The sequence below is a fragment of the Streptomyces sp. NPDC007346 genome (assembly GCF_040703535.1).
GTDB lineage: Bacteria > Actinomycetota > Actinomycetes > Streptomycetales > Streptomycetaceae > Streptomyces.
Genome location: NZ_JBEYKR010000004.1, coordinates 111,065 through 130,318, shown reverse-complemented (window position 1 = coordinate 130,318; position 19,254 = coordinate 111,065). Strand labels below are relative to the sequence as shown.

Annotated in this window: 17 protein-coding genes and 1 pseudogene; 6 read left to right on the top strand and 12 right to left on the bottom strand. The window is 72.1% G+C overall.

Annotated elements, in window-relative coordinates; translation table 11 throughout:
- Window positions 1-50: 50 nt before the first annotated feature.
- Both AB0917_RS02695 and AB0917_RS02690 read left to right on the top strand, forming a co-directional pair.
- A complete protein-coding gene (locus tag AB0917_RS02695) occupies window positions 51-677 on the top strand; it encodes a precorrin-8X methylmutase (RefSeq protein WP_366817618.1) in 627 nt (208 codons plus the stop codon).
- On the top strand, window positions 677-2,332 hold the full coding sequence (locus AB0917_RS02690) for a precorrin-2 C(20)-methyltransferase (RefSeq protein WP_366817617.1): 1,656 nt from the start codon (window positions 677-679) through the stop codon (window positions 2,330-2,332). The genes AB0917_RS02695 and AB0917_RS02690 overlap by 1 nt, the downstream gene beginning before the upstream one ends.
- Before the next feature lie 22 nt (window positions 2,333-2,354).
- Here the strand turns inward: AB0917_RS02690 and AB0917_RS02685 are convergent, their stop codons facing one another.
- Window positions 2,355-3,098 carry a cobalt-precorrin-6A reductase gene (locus tag AB0917_RS02685; protein ID WP_366817616.1) on the bottom strand — a complete coding sequence of 248 codons (744 nt, stop codon included), beginning with the start codon at window positions 3,096-3,098 and terminating at the stop codon, window positions 2,355-2,357.
- 17 nt (window positions 3,099-3,115) lie between these two features.
- Between AB0917_RS02685 and AB0917_RS02680 the strand changes: the two genes are divergently transcribed.
- The gene (locus AB0917_RS02680) at window positions 3,116-4,270 is read left to right on the top strand and encodes a cobalt-precorrin-5B (C(1))-methyltransferase (RefSeq protein WP_366817615.1); all 1,155 of its coding nucleotides are present in this window, start codon (window positions 3,116-3,118) and stop codon (window positions 4,268-4,270) included.
- Between the two features lie 69 nt (window positions 4,271-4,339).
- Here AB0917_RS02680 and AB0917_RS02675 read toward each other — a convergent pair whose 3' ends face one another.
- Window positions 4,340-5,125 carry a LysE family translocator gene (locus AB0917_RS02675; protein WP_366817614.1) on the bottom strand — a complete coding sequence of 262 codons (786 nt, stop codon included), beginning with the start codon at window positions 5,123-5,125 and terminating at the stop codon, window positions 4,340-4,342.
- Between the two features lie 240 nt (window positions 5,126-5,365).
- Here AB0917_RS02675 and AB0917_RS02670 point away from each other — a divergent pair, with 240 nt between their 5' ends.
- Window positions 5,366-5,623 carry a hypothetical protein gene (locus AB0917_RS02670; RefSeq protein ID WP_366817613.1) on the top strand — a complete coding sequence of 86 codons (258 nt, stop codon included), beginning with the start codon at window positions 5,366-5,368 and terminating at the stop codon, window positions 5,621-5,623.
- Window positions 5,624-6,149: 526 nt separating this feature from the next.
- Window positions 6,150-7,373: an AAA family ATPase gene (locus tag AB0917_RS02665; protein ID WP_366817612.1), complete on the top strand. Its 1,224-nt coding sequence runs from the start codon at window positions 6,150-6,152 to the stop codon at window positions 7,371-7,373.
- A 634-nt stretch (window positions 7,374-8,007) separates the two neighbouring features.
- On the opposite strand, the gene cobM is transcribed toward AB0917_RS02665, so the two are convergent.
- Window positions 8,008-8,757, bottom strand: a complete 750-nt coding sequence (cobM, locus tag AB0917_RS02660) for a precorrin-4 C(11)-methyltransferase (RefSeq protein ID WP_366817611.1) — start codon at window positions 8,755-8,757, stop codon at window positions 8,008-8,010.
- The gene (gene cbiE / locus AB0917_RS02655) at window positions 8,754-9,983 is read right to left on the bottom strand and encodes a precorrin-6y C5,15-methyltransferase (decarboxylating) subunit CbiE (protein ID WP_366817610.1); all 1,230 of its coding nucleotides are present in this window, start codon (window positions 9,981-9,983) and stop codon (window positions 8,754-8,756) included. The genes cobM and cbiE overlap by 4 nt, the downstream gene beginning before the upstream one ends.
- Window positions 9,984-10,256: 273 nt before the next feature.
- Between cbiE and AB0917_RS02650 the strand changes: the two genes are divergently transcribed.
- Window positions 10,257-10,667, top strand: coding sequence for a YciI family protein (locus AB0917_RS02650; RefSeq protein WP_366817608.1), 411 nt, complete (start codon window positions 10,257-10,259; stop codon window positions 10,665-10,667).
- 69 nt (window positions 10,668-10,736) lie between these two features.
- Here AB0917_RS02650 and AB0917_RS02645 read toward each other — a convergent pair whose 3' ends face one another.
- The 8 genes and pseudogenes from AB0917_RS02645 to AB0917_RS02610 form a co-directional block, all read right to left on the bottom strand.
- A complete protein-coding gene (locus AB0917_RS02645) occupies window positions 10,737-11,687 on the bottom strand; it encodes a discoidin domain-containing protein (protein ID WP_366817607.1) in 951 nt (316 codons plus the stop codon).
- A gap of 842 nt (window positions 11,688-12,529) precedes the next feature.
- Window positions 12,530-13,117: pseudogene (locus tag AB0917_RS02640) on the bottom strand (phage tail protein); the annotation flags it as partial.
- 4 nt (window positions 13,118-13,121) lie between these two features.
- Complete coding sequence (locus tag AB0917_RS02635) at window positions 13,122-15,122, bottom strand: putative baseplate assembly protein (protein ID WP_366817606.1); 2,001 nt, start codon at window positions 15,120-15,122, stop codon at window positions 13,122-13,124.
- Window positions 15,123-15,242: 120 nt separating this feature from the next.
- On the bottom strand, window positions 15,243-15,674 hold the full coding sequence (locus AB0917_RS02630) for a GPW/gp25 family protein (protein WP_366817605.1): 432 nt from the start codon (window positions 15,672-15,674) through the stop codon (window positions 15,243-15,245).
- A gap of 9 nt (window positions 15,675-15,683) precedes the next feature.
- Window positions 15,684-15,968, bottom strand: coding sequence for a PAAR domain-containing protein (locus AB0917_RS02625; RefSeq protein ID WP_366817604.1), 285 nt, complete (start codon window positions 15,966-15,968; stop codon window positions 15,684-15,686).
- Between the two features lie 45 nt (window positions 15,969-16,013).
- Window positions 16,014-17,981 carry a VgrG-related protein gene (locus tag AB0917_RS02620; RefSeq protein WP_366817603.1) on the bottom strand — a complete coding sequence of 656 codons (1,968 nt, stop codon included), beginning with the start codon at window positions 17,979-17,981 and terminating at the stop codon, window positions 16,014-16,016.
- On the bottom strand, window positions 17,981-18,802 hold the full coding sequence (locus AB0917_RS02615) for a LysM peptidoglycan-binding domain-containing protein (RefSeq protein ID WP_366817602.1): 822 nt from the start codon (window positions 18,800-18,802) through the stop codon (window positions 17,981-17,983). Before AB0917_RS02615 ends, AB0917_RS02620 begins: the two co-directional genes overlap by 1 nt.
- A 5-nt stretch (window positions 18,803-18,807) precedes the next feature.
- Complete coding sequence (locus AB0917_RS02610; protein ID WP_018488496.1) at window positions 18,808-19,245, bottom strand: phage tail protein; 438 nt, start codon at window positions 19,243-19,245, stop codon at window positions 18,808-18,810.
- Window positions 19,246-19,254 lie beyond the last annotated feature (9 nt).

Genomic DNA, 19,254 nt, shown 5'->3' with positions numbered 1-19,254 from the left:
CTCGCTGAGAGACCTCTCCCCACACATCGGCAGAAGAAAGCGACAGCACTGTGCACCAGTACGAGAAGGACGGACCGGCGATCTACCGCCAGTCCTTCGCCACCATCCGCGCGGAGGCGGATCTCGCCGGGCTGCCCGCCGACGTCAGCCAGGTCGCCGTCCGGATGATCCACGCCTGCGGCATGGTCGACCTCGTACGCGACCTCGCCTTCTCGCCGAACGCCGTGGCCGACGCCCGCGCGGCCCTGCGCTCCGGCGCCCCGATCCTCTGCGATGTGGCGATGGTGGCCAGTGGGGTCACGCGCAAGCGGCTGCCGGCCGACAACGACGTGGTGTGCACGCTGTCCGACCCGTCCGTGCCGGAGCTGGCCGCGAAGATGGGCACGACCCGCAGCGCGGCGGCCCTGGAGCTGTGGCGGGACCGTATGGAGGGTGCGGTGGTCGCGGTCGGCAACGCCCCGACCGCCCTGTTCCGCCTGCTGGAGATGATCGAGGAGGGCGCCCCGCGCCCGGCCGCCGTCATCGGCGTCCCGGTCGGCTTCGTCGGCGCGGCCGAGTCCAAGGAGGCCCTGGCCGAGCACGCGTCGGGGCTGGAGCACCTGATCGTGCGGGGCCGGCGCGGCGGCAGCGCGATAGCGGCGGCCGCCCTCAACGCCATAGCCAGCGAGGAAGAGTAGTGACCTCCCCAGTGACCGAGAACAACACGGGCGACGGCGTCGGCGTCGGGACCGACACCGTGACCGGAACCGGAACCGGAACCGTGACCGGGACCAGCACTGACACCGCCCCCGCCACCGACACCGGGACCAGCCCCGACACCAGCCCCGGCCCCGGCCCCGGCCCCGGCAAGCTCTACGGCGTCGGACTCGGCCCCGGCGACCCGAACCTCATGACGCTCCGGGCCGTCCAGGCCATCGGCGAGGCCGACGTCATCGCGTACCACAGCGCCCGCCACGGCCGCTCGATCGCCCGATCCATCGCCGCGGCCCACCTGCGCCCCGACCACGTCGAGGAGGCCCTGGTCTACCCCGTCACGACGGAGACCACGGACCACCCGGGCGGCTACCGGGGCGCGTTGGAGGAGTTCTACGAGAAGGCCGCGGCCCGCCTGGCGGCGCACCTGGACGCGGGCCGGACGGTGGCGGTCCTCGCAGAGGGCGACCCGATGTTCTACGGCTCGTACATGCACATGCACAAGCGCCTGGCCGACCGGTACGCCACCGAGGTCGTCCCGGGCGTCACCTCGGTCAGCGCGGCGGCGGCCCGCCTCGGCACCCCCCTCGTCGAAGGCGAGGAGATCCTCACGATCCTGCCCGGCACGCTGCCGGAGGAGGAGCTGACGGCCCGTCTCGCCGCCACGGACACGGCGGTGGTGATGAAGCTGGGGCGTACGTTCCCGGCGGTGCGCGGCGCGTTCGAGGCGTCGGGGCGGCTGGCGGAGGCGCGGTACGTGGAGCGGGCGACGATGGCCGGCGAGCGCACGGGCGACCTGGCGGACATCGACCCGGCGTCGGTCCCGTACTTCTCGGTGGCGGTGCTGCCGAGCCGTGTGGACGCGCCGAGGCCTTCGGCTTCCGCCCGTGGGGAGGTCGTCGTGGTCGGCACAGGCCCGGCGGGCCCGCTGTGGCTGACGCCCGAGACGCGGGGCGCGCTGGCGGCGGCCGACGCGCTGGTCGGCTACACCACCTACCTGGACCGGGTCCCGGTCCGCCCCGGCCAGGCGCGGCACGGCTCGGACAACAAGGTGGAGTCGGAGCGGGCGGAGTTCGCGCTCGACCTGGCCCGCCGGGGCCACCGCGTCGCGGTCGTGTCCGGCGGCGACCCCGGGGTCTTCGCGATGGCGACGGCGGTGCTGGAGGCGGCCTCGCAGGAGGAGTACGCGGACCTTCCCGTACGGGTCCTGCCCGGGGTCACCGCGGCCAACGCGGCGGCGGCGCGCGCCGGCGCACCGTTGGGCCACGACTACGCCACGATCTCCCTCTCGGACCGCCTCAAGCCGTGGGAGGTCATCGCGGAACGCCTGCGCGCGGCGGCCTCGGCGGACCTGGTGCTGGCCCTGTACAACCCGGGCTCCAAGTCCCGTACGTGGCAGGTGGGCAAGGCCCGCGACCTGCTCCTGGAGCACCGCTCCGCGGACACCCCGGTCGTGCTGGCCCGGGACGTGGGCGGCCCGGCGGAGAGCGTACGGACGGTACGGCTGGCGGACGTCGACCCGGCGGAGGTGGACATGCGGACGCTGCTGATCGTGGGCTCGTCGCAGACGCGCTGGGTGCGGCGGGGCGCGTCGGGCCGGTCCATCGTGTGGACGCCGCGCCGCTACCCGGAGGCCTAGAGCATGTCCGGCGGATCAGGACCTAGAGCTTCCGTACGACCCACTCCAGGGCCTCGTCGGGCGTAGGGGCCACCGGTACTCCCTCGGGAACCGGTGGCCGCCGGACCACGACGACGGGAATCCCGGCCTCGCGGGCGGCGGTGAGCTTGGGGGCGGTGGCGTCGCCCCCGCTGTCCTTGGTGACGAGCACGTCGAGGCGGTGGCGCCGGATGAGCGCCCGCTCGCCGTCGAGATCGAACGGCCCCCGGTCCAGCAGGACTTCCATCCTCTGCGGGCAGGGCGGCTCCGGCGCGTCGACGGACCGCACGAGGAACCACAGGGAAGGGAGTTCGGCGAAGGCGGCGAGCCCCATCCGCCCGGTGGTGAGGAAGACCCGCTCACCGAGTGCGGGCAGCAGCCCGGCGGCCTCGGCGAGCGACGCGACAGAGTGCCAGCGGTCACCGTCCTGGGCCACCCAGCCGGGCCGGCGGAGGACGAGCAGAGGAACATGGGCTCGCGCGGCGGCCAGGGCGGCGTTGCGGCTCATGGTGGCGGCGAAGGGGTGGGTGGCATCGACCAGCGCGTCGACCTGATGGTCACGTACCCACTCCGCGAGCCCGTCGGGCCCCCCGAACCCACCGACCCGTACGTCACCGGGCGGCAGTCGGGGAGCGGCCACGCGCCCGGCGAGCGAGGTGGTGACGCGCACGCGCGGGTCACCGGCGAGGCGCTCGGCCAGCAGGCGCGCCTCGGTGGTACCCCCCAGAACAAGAACATGCACAGGCATCGGAACGGACTCTTCTCATGAACGCTGAGGCGCGGGGAACGGCCGGCGGGGCGCGGGCCGCAGCAGGCACCGGACCCGGGGGCGGCCGCGAGGCCCAACTCAAGCACACCGGCCTGCGCCCCGGCTGGACGACCGGTGCCTGTGCGACGGCGGCGACGACGGCCGCGTACACGGCCCTGCTGACCGGCGACTTCCCGGACCCGGTGAGCATCACGCTGCCGAGGGGCCAGACACCGGCGTTCGCGCTGGCGGTGGAGGAGCTGGCGGCCGGGCGGGCGAGCGCCGGGGTGGTGAAGGACGCGGGGGACGACCCGGACGTGACGCACGGGGCGCTGGTGAGGGCGACGGTACGGAGGCTGCCGCCGGGCTCCGGGGTGGTGTTCCGGGCGGGCCCGGGGGTGGGCACGGTGACCCTGCCCGGCCTGCCCCTGGACGTGGGCCAGCCGGCGGTGAACCCGGTGCCGCGCCGGCTGATGCGCGAACACGTGGAGCGGGTGGCGGCGGCGCACGGGGAGCCGGGGGACGTGGAGGTGACGGTCTCGGTGGACCACGGCGAGGAGATCGCCCGCTCGACGTGGAACGGCCGGCTGGGGATCCTGGGCGGCCTGTCGATCCTGGGCACGACGGGGGTGGTCGTCCCGTACTCCTGCTCGGCCTGGATCGACTCGATCCGCCGGGGCGTGGACGTGGCAAGGGCAGCGGGCCTGACGCACGTGGCGGGCTGCACGGGCTCGACGTCGGAGAAGACGGTGGCCGCGGAGTACGGCCTGCCGGACATAGCCCTCCTGGACATGGGCGACTTCGCGGGCGCGGTCCTCAAGTACGTACGCCGCCACCCGATCGCCCGCCTCACGATCTGCGGAGGCTTCGCGAAGCTCTCCAAACTGGCCGCAGGCCACCTGGACCTCCACTCGGCCCGCTCCCAGGTCGACAAGCCCTTCCTGGCGGACCTGGCCCGCGAGGGCGGCGCGGCCGAGGAACTGGCCACCCGGATCGCCACGGCCAACACGGGCCTGGAGGCACTGCGCCTCTGCGAGGCGGCGGGGGTCCCGCTGGGCGACCTGGTGGCGTCGCGAGCCCGCGACGAGGCCCTGGCGGTGCTGCGGGGCGCCCCGGTGGAGGTGGACGTGATCTGCATCGACCGGGCGGGGGTGGTGGTGGGGCGGGGGTAGCCACAGCCCGGGAGCCACCCATCCCTGCCCCTGCCCATATCCGGCTGGCGCGGACCGGCCGACTCGATCTCACCGGTTCTCCGTCGCAAGCCAGCCGGCCAGCCCCACCATCGCCACGCCGGTGAAGGTGTCCAGCAGGCGACGGGACCGGCCGACACCGCCGCCCCGGCGCTTCAGCACCCCGCCGACGGCGGCGTACCCGATCGCGCAGCAGAACTCCACGCCGATATAGGCGGCGCCGAGGACCAACAGGGGCACAGCGACATGCTCGGCGCCGCCGGGCAGGAACTGAGGGAGGAAGACCGCGAAGAGGATGAACGCCTTCGGGTTGGAAGCCGCCACCAGAAACTCCTGCCGAGCCAGAACCCACGCCCCCCGCCCTCCACCGTCCGTCTCCACACTCTCCGTCTCCACCCCCTCCGGCCCCACACTCTCCGTCTCCACCCCCTCCGGCTCCACGCTCTCCGTCTCGACGCCCTCCGTCGCCACCCCCTCCGGCCCCACGCCCTCCGTCGCCGGCCGCACGCTGTCGGACCCCACCGTCCGCCTCTGCCCAGGCCCCGTACGCCAAGCGGTGACGATCGTGCGTGCCCCGAGCCAGAGGAGGTAGGCGACGCCGCACCACTTCACCGCGTTGAACGCCACCGCGGAGGCGGTCAGCACGGCCCCCAGCCCCGCCGCCACAGCCACCACCATGAGGGCGAACGCGGTGAACCGCCCCAGCGTCGCCCCGACCGCGGGCCGCACGCCGTGCCGCAGACCGTTGCGAAAGACGAGCAGCTGGTTGGCGCCGGGCGTCGCGGCCAGCAGTGCGGCGGAAGGAAGAAACGCAGTCCAGGCCAGGTCGTTGATCACGCCCCACCTGTACCCGCTGAAAAGCACCCTTTCTCCCCCGGCGCCCCGCCCGGCCATCGGCGAACGGCTGGGGCGTCCTGTGAGCCTCGCCGAAATCGGTATGGCCGATGCGGAGGCGACGGACGCCACCGTGGGGTTGGATCTCCCGCAGGATCCCGCCGAAGCCATCGGCGTCGCACTTCGTTCTGCGGCTCCGTGAACCGCCGCGACTTCCTTACGACAGGTGCACCCGGCTTCGCCGTGTCCGCGTTCCCTACTCCAGTCACCCGCTGTCTCGTCACCCTCGCCGCCGAGACAGCGCACAACAGCGGCGACCACCAGGTCGGACGCGCGGACCTCGACGAACTCCGCGAGGCCGCCGACGACGCCCGCCGCTGGAACTCCAACTACGGCGGCGGGAGCTGGAAGGCCAACTCCGTCACCGCCTGCCTGCAAGAGCGGGCGGCCCCACTTCTGCGGGACTCCTTCTCCGACCGGGTCGGCCTCCCTGGCAGGTGACGCGAGGGAGAATATAGCGAGGAATGCAAGGCTGAAGCTGGCCCTTCCCCACGGTCTCCTCGACGGCGAGCGCCTTCCTCAAGACCTGTCGGACAGGTGGGCGGCTGGCTTCCCGCAGCCCCGGGCACCTTCTACGCGAGCCGACGTCTCGGAATCCCCACAGGCCGACCGCGCCCTACCCAGCGGCAGATCACTGGTCAGCATCCGGTGTCGCTCCCCGTGCAGGGTTTCAACGGAGCCGCGAGACCGAGGTGTCAGCCTGACGGTCTACGCTGCACTACCGACCAGTGCGTCCTGAAAAGTCGCCACCACCATCACTCGCTGCGGGGGTTGCGGGTAAGAACGTTGCAGGAGAGATCGCTCGAACAAGTTCCCGACCAATAGACACTGAGAGTGACCCTCTATGATAGATCAGCACCGCAGCTCTCCGATCGATCTGCAGCGCCTCAGAGCACATCAGGCTGAACACCGCCTCACTCAGAGCATTTACGTCACCCGACGATCTGCTACCCGATAGGTTCATCCCATGCCTGGCCGCCTGCTAGAACTACACGTCGAGAACTTCCGTAGCCTCCGTGACGTGACCATCCCGCTCGGACCGCTCACGGTCCTGGTAGGCCCTAACGGAGTCGGCAAGTCGAACGTACTCAAAGTGTTCGACTTCCTTGCGGCGATCATTCGGACAGACCTCCAGCCCGCACTGGACGAGCGCGGTGGATTCGATGAGGTCGCATTCTGGGGAGGCGAAAAACCGCCGACCTCGATGGCAATCCGACTTAAGGCAGACTGGACGACACATGCGAGCGTAAAGGCTCCGGACGAATACTCATTGACCATCCGTCGACGGTCTACCCCGGGAAATCGAGACTCCTACACTCTGTCACGCCAAGAGAGCTTTCAGTTCAAGCGCACTCAAGGGCGAGGCCGCCGTATCACTATCTCCGGCGGCGAAGCCCGTGTCGTTGAAAAGAGGGCTGGACGTGAATCCGATGGCGGCAAGTTCGGAATTCAACGGCTGAGCAGTGGACTCTCCACTCTACCTCGCTTGGGACGATCGGATGGTGGCGAAGAAGTGACGAGAGTCGCCGACCGCTTGTCATCCTTCAGAGTTTTCGATGTAGACGTTACGGCTGCCCGCCAGCCGACGCGCACGCACTCCATCAGGTCTGGCAATTTGGAGCCTCACGCCAAGAACCTAGCTGCTTTTCTGATCCAGCTCAGCACCAACGAAGAGCGCTGGGAACAACTCTCGCAAGATGCTCGACGGATTCTCCCACAATTGGAATCCATCGAATTTGAACAGGTCGGAGGATTCGCTGACCGGCTTGCGGTGGTGCTCCGCGAACGCGGTTTGCGTCGGACCACTCCCCTCGCCGATGCATCGTTCGGAACCGTGCGGCTCCTCGGCCTATTGGCCATGCTTTACGATCCACAACCTCCCGCTCTCACATGCGTGGAGGAGATCGACCATGGCCTACACTCGCAAGCTCTTGAACTCATTGTGGAGCGAATGAGAGAGGCATCGGCGCGCACGCAATTCATCGTGGCAACCCATTCACCAGCACTTGTCGACCGGTTGGAGCCTCACGAGTTCATCGTGTGCGACCGTGACGAAAGCGGGGCATCCATCATCCCCGCCCTGACAACGAATGACATCCTGGAAATTGTCGCAGAGACAGGGGACCAGCCACTTGGTGAGCTGTGGTTTTCTGGAGTCCTGGGTGGCGATTTGACAGAGGATGAACTGTGAGTCGCAGGCGGATAGCCAAACCAGCCGACCGGGGGGTCGTTGTGCTTGCAGGAGAGAGTTCAAACGATCGCCGCATGTTAGCCTCCTTCATCAAGGCCGCCCACCCCGCACTTGCCGCCACTGTCACTCTCACCGAGATCACCGACCCTGTGCGGCTACGGAAAAAGTCCGGCACCGAACTTGCAACAGCGGCGAGCATTCTGGTGAACAAAGCACGCGGGAAAGCTCGGCTGAAAGCTGGTGAGTTCATCGGCATCGTCGTCCACGAGGACATGGACGCCTGCCCGGGGCCCACCTATGACACTGCGCGAAATGCCGTTTCAATTGCACTCAAAAAGGCGACAGGAACCTCATCGTCCGTGTATGCGCTTGCGGCTGCAGAGTCAGAGGCATGGCTTCTCCTCTCCCCCGATGCTTTCACACGCTATCACTCTTCGTGGAAAATTCCGGCGGCGTGGCAGGGGAAGGACAGCGGGCGGCGTCAACGACCGAAGGAAGACCTGGAGAACCTACTCACCAGCCCCCGCTTCAGAGAAAGCGATGGACCGGAGATCGCCTCTACTGCGTTGAAAAATGGTCTACTTGCACGCACCAAGGGAAACAATCGTTCCTACCAAGAATTCATTCCAACGCGTCAGCACTCGCCCCGGTCCCGCCCCACCGAATACAGATGGCTGTCCCGGAACTGCTCAGCCCCCAGCGTCCGCCCCACCATGATGACCGCCGTCCTGATCACCCCCGCCGCCTTCACCTGCTCCGCGATCGAGTCCAACGTCCCCCGCAACACGATCTCGTCCGGGCGGGACGCCATCGCGACCACCGCCGCCGGGCAGTCCGCCCCGTAGTGCGGGAGCAGTTCCTCCACCACCCGGTCCACGTAGCGGGCCGCCAGGTGGAGGACGATCAGGGCGCCGCTGCGGCCCAGGGTGGCCAGGTCCTCGCCCTCCGGCATCGCCGTGGCTCGTTGCGCGATGCGGGTCAGGATCACCGTCTGGCCGACCGTCGGGACCGTCAGCTCGCGCTTCAGGGCCGCGGCCGCCGCCGCGAACGCGGGGACGCCGGGGACGACTTCGTACGGGACGCCCGCCTCGTCCAGGCGCTTCATCTGCTCGTTCACCGCGCTGAACACCGACGGGTCGCCCGAGTGCAGCCGCGCCACGTCGTGGCCGTCCGCGTGGGCCCGTACGAGCTCCGCGGTGATCTGCTCGATGTCCAGGTTCGCCGTGTCGATCAGGCGGGCGTCCGGCGGGCATTCCGCCAGCAGCTCCACCGGGACCAGGCTGCCCGCGTACAGGCAGACCGGGCTGGCGGCGAGCAGGCGGGCGCCGCGCACCGTGATCAGGTCGGCCGCGCCGGGGCCCGCGCCGATGAAGTACACCGTCATGTTCGATCTCCTGAGACTGAGGATTTACGTACCGACCACTGCGTCACCGGCATCGCCTGGCGCCAACCCGTGAACCCGCCCACCGGGACCGCGTGCGCGACCGCCAGCCGGGTCAACTCCCCGCCGTACGCCCGGTACCACTCCCCCAGCAGCGCCTCCGACTCCAGCGTCACCGTGTTCGCGACCAGCCGGCCCCCGGGCCTCAGCGCCTCCCAGCACGCGTCCAGCAGGCCCGGTGCCGTCAGGCCGCCGCCGATGAACACCGCGTCCGGCACGCCCAGTTCGGACAGGGACGAGGGGGCCGGGCCCGTGACGACCTGCAAGCCCGGGACTCCCAGGCGGTCCGCGTTCCGCTTGATCCGCTCCGCCCGCACCGGGTCGCGCTCCACGCTCACCGCGCGGCACGTCGGGTGCGCCCGCATCCACTCGATCGCGATCGAGCCCGAGCCGCCGCCGACGTCCCACAGCAGTTCCCCGGGCGCGGGCGCCAGAGTCCCGAGCGTGGCGGCCCTGATGTGGCGCTTGGTGAGCTGGCCGTCGTGCTCGTACGCCTCGTCCGGCAGGCCCGGGACCGTGCCGAGCCGCAGGGCGTCCGCCGAGGCCCGGCAGTCGATCGCGACGACGTTCAGGCGGTCCCCGGGCTCGTGCGCCCAGCTCTCCGCGGTGCCGTCCGCGTACGCCTCCGCCTCGCTGCCCAGCTGTTCCAGGACCCGCATCCGGCTCGGGCCGAAGCCGTGGGCCGTGAGGAGCGCGGCGACCGTGGCCGGTGTGCTCGCGTCCGCGCTCAGGGCCAGCAGCCTGCGGCCCTCGTGCAGGGATGCCGCGAGCCGAGCCACCGGGCGGCCCACCAGCGTCACGACCTCCGTCTCCTCCAGGGGCCAGCCCAGCCGCGCGCAGGCGTACGAGACCGACGACGGGTGCGGCAGCACGTGCAGGCCCTCCGGACCCAGCTCCTCCGCGAGCGCGCGCCCGATCCCGTAGAACATCGGGTCCCCGCTCGCCAGCACCGCGATCCGGCGCTCCCGGTGCTCGGCCAGCAGCCGGGGCACGGCGGGGCGCAGCGGCGACGGCCAGCCCACCCGTACGCCGGCGCACTCCGGCGGAAGCAGCTCCAGCTGGCGCCCCCCGCCGATCAGCACCTCCGCCTCCCGCAGCGCCTCCCGCGCCCCGCCGGACAGCCCGGACCAGCCGTCCGCGCCGATCCCCACGACGGAGACGGGGTGCACGAGCGGAGGAGGGGGAGAGGGAAGGGGAGGAGTGGCAGGCACAGGCGGAAGACCTCGTTCGAGGGAGGTGGTCGTGGGTAGGCGGGCGCAACGTTGCCGAACTTTACTTAACGTCCCGTTCCGACCCCTCCAGCGGGTGAATCCGGGGGTGCGCCCGGAGTGAATCCCGCAAGGAACCGCGCGTCGTGTCGAGAACCCCGGCCCGGCCCCGGCGTCCCCTGTGCAAGCGGAGAAACAGGGAAACGAAGAGCTAGCCGCCAGGAGGCGACGGTCATGAGGTATCTGGTGATGGTCCAGGGCAGCCAGACGGACTACGAGGCGCAGGCCGGCAAGGGGTCACCCGACAGTCCGGCCTGGGACGAGAAGGCCATGCGGGAGATGTTCGCCTACATGGGGAAGATCAACGACGACCTCGCCGAGTCGGGCGAGCTGGTGACCGGGTACGGGCTGCGCGAGCCCGCGCAGGGGCGGGCCGTCAGCCTCGACGCCGAGGGGCGGCCGGTGGTCTCGGACGGCCCGTACAGCGAGACGAAGGAGCTGCTCGCCGGGTTCTGGGTGCTCGACTGCGCGAGCCTGGAGAGGGTGACCGAGATCGCCGTCCGGGTGGCGCGCTGTCCGCAGCCGGCCGGGGCGCCCGAGTACCCGGTGCTCATCCGGACCGTCGACGGCGGGATCGACGACTAGCGGACGGGCCGGGCGCGGGCGGACCGGCTGAGTCCGTAAGGCCACGCACGGCAGGTGCGGCGGTCGCGTTCACTCCCGCTGCCCGAAGAACTCCACCTCCGCCACCGCCGTACGCCGGTCCTCCCCGGACCCGTACGCCGCGTCGACCGTGATCCGCGCCCGTACCGTGTCCGAACCCCGTACGTCGAACGTCTGCTGGCCCGCCTGGTCGCGCAGCCGTAGCGTCCGGCTGGTCTTCTCCCCGTCCTTCGAGGTCAGTTCGACGGTGAGCCGGGCCGGGCGCCCCTGCGTGAGGAACTCGTCCTTGCGCGCCGACGTCCCCGAGAACACCACGATCTTCATCACCCGCACCGGCTGCGCGAAGTCGCACTCCAGGTACTCCCCGACCCCTTCCCCGGTCTTCTCCGGTGCCCAGTAACGGTTGTTGAAGCCGTCGAACGCGGCGGCCGCCGGGTGCTCCCCCGCCTCGCTGGACGCGCGGTACGTGGCGGGCGGCACGGACTCCGGCGTCCCCGTCTCCTGCTTGGCGAAGCCGAACAGCCCCGACAGATGCGGCAGCGCGAACCAGATCCCCACCGCCAGCAGGATCAGCACCACCGGCAGCCCGATCCGCGGCCGCCGCCACCCACGCCTCGGCCGTGTCCCCGCCACGTGCGTCTTCCGGGGCCGGGACCGCCGCCCGCTCAGCAGCCGGCGCCACCACGGCGGGCGGGCGGTGGGGGCGGGGCCGGGGTCCAGGAGGAGGGCGCAGCGGACGCAGAGGGTGCGGTCGGGGGCGTTCTCCGTACGGCAGTTGGGGCAGGTGACCGGCGCGCCGAGGGGCTCGGGGCGTGGCTGCTCGGCGGTGGACGGGCGCCGCCCCGTGTCCGGCCACGCGTCGGGCCCGGGGGCCGGACCGGGCGGGCCCTCGCCGGGGCGGCGGGGGGCGGCTGCCTCCGGTCGTGCGGCGTGGGGGCGGCGGTGCGGCTGTCGCGGGGGCGGCGGTACGGGGGTGGCGGGCGCGGGAGGCTGTACGGGCATCGGCGCAGGTGACGCCACGGGCGTCGGCGCGGGGGGCGTCACGAAGGGGGGCGCGGGGGGCGTGGGGGGCGTGGAGGGCGTCACGGACGGGGGCGCGGGAGGTGTTACGGGAGCTGGCGCGGGCGGAGTTGCGTGCGCGGGCGCACCGGAGGCTGGGGACGGGGGCGTGGGGGGCGTCACAGACGGGGGCGCGTGCGCGGGCGTGCCGGAAGCCCAGGAGGGGGCCGGGGGAGCGCCGGAGGACGGGGACGAGGACGGGGGCGGAGATGAGGGTGGGGACGAGGACGGGGGCGGGGGCGGAGCTACAGGAGGGCGCGCAGGCCCGCCGGAAGCCGGAGCCCCACCCGAAGCCGGACGCCCACCCGAAGCCGGAGGCACACCCCCGGGCCCAGGCCCACCCGAAGCCGCAGGCCCACTCGCCGCCGGAGGCGCGACCGCGCGCCCAGACCCGCCAGAAGCCGCAGGCCCACCAGAAGCAGGCCCCACCACCGGCCCAGCCGCCCCAGAACCCCCAGACGGCCCAGCCACCCCAGGCCCCCCAGGCCCCCCAGACCGACCAGGCCCACCAGGCCCACCAGGCCCACCAGGCCCACCAGGCCCACCAGAAGCAGACCCCCCAGACGCCCCCTCCCCCTCCTCCCACCCCAAAAACGCCTCGCACGCCACGCAGAACTCCCGGCCCCGCACGTTCCGGTGCCCGCACTCCTCACAGATCACCGCGCACCACCTCCCTCACCAGAAGACCCACCACCGGAAGGCCCCTCACCGGAACGCCCACCACCAGAAGGCCCACCACCGGAGCGCCCCCCACCAGAAAGCCCCCCACCAGAAGCCCCCGCATCCAGCAGCTCCAAGGTGAACCCCACGTGCGCCGGGACCTCCGTGCCGATCAGCTCCTCCAGCCGCACCCGGTCCACCGGGCGGCGCCCAGCGCCCCCGCCCGCCCGCACCCGTACGGTCACCCAGGGCCGCGCCCCGCCCGGCAGCGGCGTGCCCGGGTGGACCGACCACGCCGTGCCGCCGCTCTCGACGATCTCCGGTTCCGTACCGGTCTCCAGCCGCAGCGCCTCCGCCAGACCGCCCACCGTCCCGCGCCGGGCGTGCCGGGTCACCGCACCCCGTACCGCCGCCCTCCGCACCCCCGGCGGGCTGTCCTCGTGCGGCTCGACCGCCACCCACTGGGCCAGCCAGTCCAGGAAGTCCTCCGGGGCGCTGCGCGGGTCCAGGTGGGCGGGCAGGTTGTCGATGGAGAGGAGGACGGGGGCGAGGACGTCGTCAAGGGCGGCCAGGAAGCGCTGGAGGAAGTCCTGCTCCAGGTAGACGGCGGGCAGCTGGTCGATCAGGGGGTGCGGGGTCGGCAGCCCGGGGACGCCCTGCCGCGCACCCGTCCCCTCGCCCTCCCCCGCCCCCACCCCCACACTCGTACGCATCGGATCAGGCCCCCCTCACCCGGAGCTGGTGCTCGTAGCTGAAGACCAGCGCGTGCGGGTCCAGCGGGATCTTCGTGGTCGCCTCGGTCCGCTCGCCGGTCACCGGATCGGCCCGGTAGAGCCGTACGTCCTCCACCAGGTCCAGCCCCGGCACCCGCTGGAGCACCGCGAACGCCTCGCCCGACTGGACCGGCCGGCCGAACGGCCAGCCCTCGCCGGCCGGGCCTCCGGTGAGCGGGTTGAAGTACCCGTACAGCGCGGCCAGCGCGGCCTCCCGGACCTTCTCCGCCACCGCCCCACGCTCCGCCTGCACCCGGGCGACGACGGTGACGCCCTGGTAGAACGGCGGCTCGACGACCAGCCGGGCACCGATCGGGCGGCGGGCGTCCAGGTGGCCCGCGATGAGGGAGAGCGTGTGCGGGGGCGGGACCAGCTCGTCGAACTCGATCCGGCCCTGCTCGTCGCTGCGCCCGGCGGGGACGACGAGGAGCCGGACCCCGCCCGCATCACTCGATTCCGCCCCCGTGCCCGTGCCCGAACCCGCTTCCGTACCGGCCCTGATGCAGTGGACCCGGGCCGCGTCCGGGGCGATCTCGCGGGCGAGGAGTTCGTAGTCGTGCGGGACGACCGCCCGGTGCAGGGTGCGCAGGGTCATGGGCCCGCGCACCCGGGCGCTGTCCACGCTCTCCCCGTCCACGCCCCCGAGCGCCGGGCGGCGGTTCTCGACCCGGGCGACGTACGGGATCGAGCTGCGCAGGACGCGGAGGGTGGACCGGGCCACGTTCCCGCGCAGCCCGCCGCCCGTGCGGTAGGAGCGGACCCGGACGGTGGCGCCCTTGACCGGGACGCGGCCGTAGTGGCGTACGGAGCCGTCGCGTTCGCGCACGGCGGGGCCGAACTCGACGCGCCCCGAGTTCGGGTCGAGCGTGACGTGCCGGTCCTCGGGGCCGGAGTGCGCGAAGTCGTCGACCCTGGTCCAGCGGGTGACGTCCGAGCCCGTCACCACATCGGCACCGGCCGGGTCCGTCACCTCGACCACGAACTCCCCCGGCACCACCGGCGGCCGCGCCAGCCGGAACACCTGCCCCGGCACGCCCTCCGCCTGGCCCAGCACCTCATCGGTGACCGTCTCGGAGTGCTCGGCGTGGACGGTCGCGCCGATGGTGAACGCGGTGATGCCCCGTACGACGGGCGGGGCCATGTACGTGGGCTGCCCCGGCTCCGCCTCGATCAGGCGGCACCGCAGCCAGCCGCCCGTCCGGCGCACGACGGCCGCCGGGACATGTGTCCTCGGCAGATGGAGGATCAGTTCACCGGAGCGGTTGAAGCCGCCGGTGTCGTCCTTCTCCACCTCGCAGACCGCCCAACTCGTCCCGTCCCAGGCCTCCCAGAGGATCGGCGGCCGTGCCGGGTCGACGCCGACGCCCTCCACCGTGCAGTCCAGCCGGAGCGCCAGGACGCCTGCGGGGACGGCGGCCGACAGGCCCACGTACAGGCAGTCCCCGGGTGCGGGCGTCGCCCCGAAGACGGGCACGTCCCGGCCGAGCGTCAGCTCCTCGGTCCGGTCGACGGCCTCGCCGGGCGAGGGCCAGGTGGCGAGGTGGGCGAAGGCGCACGGCACGATGGAGAGCGGTTCGGAGGTGGTGAAGACGACCGCCTCCTCCGTCTCCGTACGTACGGTCGCGACCTCCGTGCCGGCGCGTACCAGGACCGGTTCCGGGCGGGGCGCGGAGAGGCGGAACGTCACCTCGGTGTGGGCGGCGGTCGGCGGGTGGAGCTGCACGCCGATCAGGTCGAGGAAGGTCAGATAGCTCTTCTCCGGGACCCGGTTCACCCGGTAGACGAGCTGGTCGACCATGGTCGCGAACGCCTCGATCAGCGTCACCCCGGGGTCGGAGACGTTGTGGTCGGTCCACTCCGGGCAACGCTGCTGGACCAGGCGCTTCGCCTCGTCGACCAGGCCCTGGAAGGTGCGGTCGTCCAGATGCGGGCTGGGCAGGGTCACGCCCTCGCCTCCTCGTGCGGGTGGGGCGGCCTCATGTGCCCGCCTCCTCGGGCAGGCCGGGCAGCCTCAGGTGAGTTGGGCAACCTCATGTGTCCGCCCCCTCATGTGAGTTGGGCGGCCTCATGTGCCCGCCTCCTCGGTCTCGGCCGCGTCCTCCGCGTGCTGCGGGATCACGTAGAAGGGGAAGACGAGGTTGCGCGGGTCGTTCGAGCCGCGCACGGTGTAGCCGATGTCGATGTAGAGGACGCCGTTGTCCGCCTCGTCGAACCGGACGACCACCTCGGCCACCTCGATCCGGGGCTCCCACCGCTCCAGCGCCAGCCTCACCTCGTACGCGAGCTGCCCGGCGGTCCCCGCGTCCGCCGGGGCGAACACGTAGTCGTTCACCGCGCACCCGAACTCCGGCCGCATCGGCCGCTCCCCCGGCGAGGTCGCCAGGATCAGCCGGATCGACTCCTCCAGCTCGTGCTCGCCGCGCACCAGGGCGATCGACCCGGTGGCGTCCGTACGCGGCGGGAACGCCCACCCCGCGCCGATGAACTGCTGTCCCATGGGTCCGGCTCACCTTCCGATCAGTACCGTCGCGCAGCCGGCCACCACCGGGGAGCCGCATCCCGCCAGGTCCCCGACGCGGGCGGCCGGCTGCCCGCCGATGTGGACCGTGGAGCTGCCCGGCGGAGCGATGGCGGACGGCGGGTGGGCGGCGGGCGAGGAGCACACGTGGGCGGTGCCGACGGTGGCGGCGGGCCGCCCGCCGATGAGCACGGACGGCACTCCGGGCGGGGCGACCGTGCCGGGATGGCCGGTGGGGTCGCCGACCCGGGCGGCGGGGGCTGCTGGGGACATGTGCCACGCTCCTCTCGTCACCTGGCCGCTATGGCCGATTCGACCTCAATTGAGCTTCACCATCGGCGCGTTGATGTTCACCGAACCGCCGCTCCTGACCTCCGTACGCCGGGTGCCGTCGACCGTGACCTCACCGCCCCGCACCTCCACCGAACCGTCCGTGGAGACCCCGACCGCGCCGTTACCGCCGTCCAGGGAGATGCCCTGGCGTGCGGTCAACGTGACGCTGTCGCCGCCCAGTTCGAGCGCCCCGCGCCCCGCGTCCAGGGCGACCCCGTCGGCCGCCCGGATGGAGACCTGCTCCGTCGCCTCGATGGTCACGCTGCCGTCACTGTTGATGACGATCGCGCCGCCCTTGCGGTCCAGGTCGATGGTGAGCTTGCCGTCGCCGGTCCGGAGCCGGATGCCCTGCGGGCCGTTCGCCGCGTCGAGCAGCTCCAGCTGGTTCCCGCTCCTGGAGGCGAAGGCGCGCCGGTTGACCGCGCCGCTGGTGGGGTCGACGAGGTCGCCACCGCCCTCGCCCCCGGCAGCACCGACAGCGCCTGAGGCACCCGAAGCACCTGGGACTCCTGGGACGACTGGGGCGCCCGGCGCGCCTGAAGCACCGGCAGCACCGGCAGCACCGGAGGAACCCCCGCCCGGCCGGTCCTGCCCGTTGTAGAGCCCGGCCAGCACGTACGGCCGGTCCAGATGCCCGTGCTCGAAGCCGACCAGCACCTCGTCGCCCACCTCCGGGATGAACGCCTCGCCACCCCCCGTACCGCCGGACTGGGCCGTACGCGCCCAGTCGCTCGCGTACTCGTCGGACAGCCACGGAAAGCGGACCTTGACCCGGCCCGACCCCTCCGGGTCCTGGGTGTCGGTCACGGTCCCGCTGACCAGCCCCGCACACCGCGAACCACCAGCAGGGGAAACGGAGTTGGTCAGCCCGAACAGGGACCGCTCCTGCTGCCCCGACACGGTGATCCACGTCTCGTACCCGCGTACGGCGTCGAAGACATGGCGCGAGGTCGTCACCGTGTACCGGCCCTCGAAAGGCGCGCCCACCGCGTTCAGCGCCACCGCGCTGCCCGCCCGCACCTCCGGATTCCCCCGGATCACCGCCTCCAGCTCCGCGAACGACCCGGCGATCCGCTCCGCCAGGGCCTTCGCCGCCTGGTCGACCTGCGCCTGCGTCCCGTACGCCGCATCGGTCACCACGAACCGGGCCTCACCGAAGGGGGCCGACACCTCCGCCGCCGTCACCCCCAGCTCCAGCGTCGCCGACGTACCCGCCGGGGCCCGGCCCACCAGGGGCTGCTTCGCCTGGACGTCCCAGCCGCGCACCTCCACCTCCGAGACCTGCTCGGCGGCGGAGACCCCGGCCCGGCAGCGCAGCAGGTTGCTCCCCAACTCCAGGACGAGCGGGTCGCGTTCGGCGCGCGCCGAGGTGTCGGGGGCACCGCCCGCGTCGGCCGGCTTGGTGATGTGGAGCTGCCCGTCCCGTACGTACGCCTGCGCGCCCGCCTCCTCCGCGAGGCCGCGCACGAACTCCCAGTCGGTGATGTTGGGTTGGGCGATGTGCTCCAGTACGGGCCCGGCGATGTCGACCGGCCCCGGCTTCAGCCCGGCACGCTGGGCGACCTGGCCGCAGATGTCGGCGAGGGTCATGTTCTGGTAGCTGGCCACCCGGCGCCCCCGGAACAGCCTGTGCGACTCGTCGAGCCCGCGTACGACGGTGAACGTGCCGGTCTCGTCCAGCTCGACCTCCAGCGCCGTGACCACCCCCTCCAGCAGCGGCGCCGGGGCCGTACCACCGCCCGCGCGGGCCAGCAGCCGGGCCTCGGTGCCGATCTTCAGCCCGGCCTGCTCCAGGAGCACCCGGTCCGGGTCCCGGAACCGCAGGAGGAACAGGTCGGGGAGCGTACGGCTGTCGTCGACATAGCCCTCGACCAGCGTGTTCACGAACTTCGCGGGCAGCGGCGTACCGCCGAACTCGACCACCAGCGCGGTGGAGACCCCCTGCTGCGCCATCAGCCGCGCCCCTTCCCCGGTGCCGGCTCGCGCTCCCGGCCCGCCGCGTCCTTCAGCCGGACGAGCTCGTCCAGGGCGGGCAGCAGAAGCTGGGTGCCGGGGGCGAGCCGCATCGGGTCGTCGATCCCGTTCGCCTCGGCGATGACCCGCCAGGCCCCGGCGTCCCCGTACTCCCGGTGGGCCAGCGAGGGCAGCGAGTCGCCGGAGCCGACGCGGTGGACACGTCGGGCGGCCAGGGCGCCCGAGGTCGGGTTCTGGCCCGGGGTCTCGCCGCTGATCTCCTCCATCGTGACCTGGCAGACGGCCCGGATCGGCACGCCCGAGGTCGTGAACAGGGTGTATTTGGCAGCGACTTGGCTCACATATCCGGGAAAGCCGGTCAGCCCTCCCCAGTGGAAGACCACCCACGGCGGGGACGAACGCTGCTGCTGGCGCGTCTCGTCCGTCGGCACGCAGCACGCGAAGAGTTGCTCCACCGCCGTGACGACCCGGGTGTCCTGGGTGTCGCTGGCGTCGAAGAACATCTCCACGGTGAGCTTGCTGGGCTGCGAACCCTGGTACTCCGGCGGCCCCGAACTCTTCGCCCCCTTCGCCGGGCTCCGCTTCCAGGAGGCCGCCTTGGTGAGGCTCAACTCCTTGGGGTTGAACTGGAAGTCGATCCGCCCACACGGCCCGCCCGGCGTGAGCCCGCCCCCGGTCGGCGGGGTCCGCAGCTCCAGGTAGGCATGCTCCAGCTTGGGCCGCGCGGAGCCGCCCTTCGCCGCCGAGGCCACCCCCGACGTACCGGCCGCGCTGAACGCGATGGGACCCGCACCGCTCATCGCGCTCAGCCCTCCATCACGTAACCGTGGTGGGCGATCTCGATGGTCTCCATCGCGACCTTGGGCGACTCGGGCGTGAAGGACGGCCCGGTCCAGCGCACGGGGACGACCTCCAACAGCCCCCACTGGGCGACCTTTTGACCATCACCCGTACGCGCCTCGATGTGCGCGGTCTTCCGGCTGAACCCGGTCGTCATCGTGGCGAACCAGCGCGCCACCTTCTCCGTCTCCCTGGTCAGCGGCCTCGACAGCTTCACGTTCGAATACTTCAGCCGGGTCGGCAGCTGCCACAGATGCCCGTTGTTGCCGCCCTCCTCACGCGTTTCGAGGACCACCTCGCAGCCGAGGCCCTCGCAGGTGTTGAACGACCCGAGCTCGATGTCGTCGATGGTCACGACGAAGCAGACGCTGACGGCGGGGTCGCTGTCCTGGGCGGTGGCCATGACACGTAC

What these genes read in the sequence shown, in the direction of transcription:
- AB0917_RS02630 (WP_366817605.1), bottom strand. Translation starts at nt 15,674, where the DNA reads ATGGGACAGCAGTTCATCGGCGCGGGGTGGGCGTTCCCGCCGCGTACG.
- AB0917_RS02685 (WP_366817616.1), bottom strand. Translation starts at nt 3,098, where the DNA reads ATGCCTGTGCATGTTCTTGTTCTGGGGGGTACCACCGAGGCGCGCCTG.
- AB0917_RS02650 (WP_366817608.1), top strand. Translation starts at nt 10,257, where the DNA reads ATGAGGTATCTGGTGATGGTCCAGGGCAGCCAGACGGACTACGAGGCG.
- AB0917_RS02645 (WP_366817607.1), bottom strand. Translation starts at nt 11,687, where the DNA reads ATGCCCGTACAGCCTCCCGCGCCCGCCACCCCCGTACCGCCGCCCCCG.
- AB0917_RS02620 (WP_366817603.1), bottom strand. Translation starts at nt 17,981, where the DNA reads ATGGCGCAGCAGGGGGTCTCCACCGCGCTGGTGGTCGAGTTCGGCGGT.
- AB0917_RS02665 (WP_366817612.1), top strand. Translation starts at nt 6,150, where the DNA reads ATGCCTGGCCGCCTGCTAGAACTACACGTCGAGAACTTCCGTAGCCTC.
- cobM (WP_366817611.1), bottom strand. Translation starts at nt 8,757, where the DNA reads ATGACGGTGTACTTCATCGGCGCGGGCCCCGGCGCGGCCGACCTGATC.
- AB0917_RS02615 (WP_366817602.1), bottom strand. Translation starts at nt 18,802, where the DNA reads ATGAGCGGTGCGGGTCCCATCGCGTTCAGCGCGGCCGGTACGTCGGGG.
- AB0917_RS02610 (WP_018488496.1), bottom strand. Translation starts at nt 19,245, where the DNA reads ATGGCCACCGCCCAGGACAGCGACCCCGCCGTCAGCGTCTGCTTCGTC.
- AB0917_RS02625 (WP_366817604.1), bottom strand. Translation starts at nt 15,968, where the DNA reads ATGTCCCCAGCAGCCCCCGCCGCCCGGGTCGGCGACCCCACCGGCCAT.
- AB0917_RS02680 (WP_366817615.1), top strand. Translation starts at nt 3,116, where the DNA reads ATGAACGCTGAGGCGCGGGGAACGGCCGGCGGGGCGCGGGCCGCAGCA.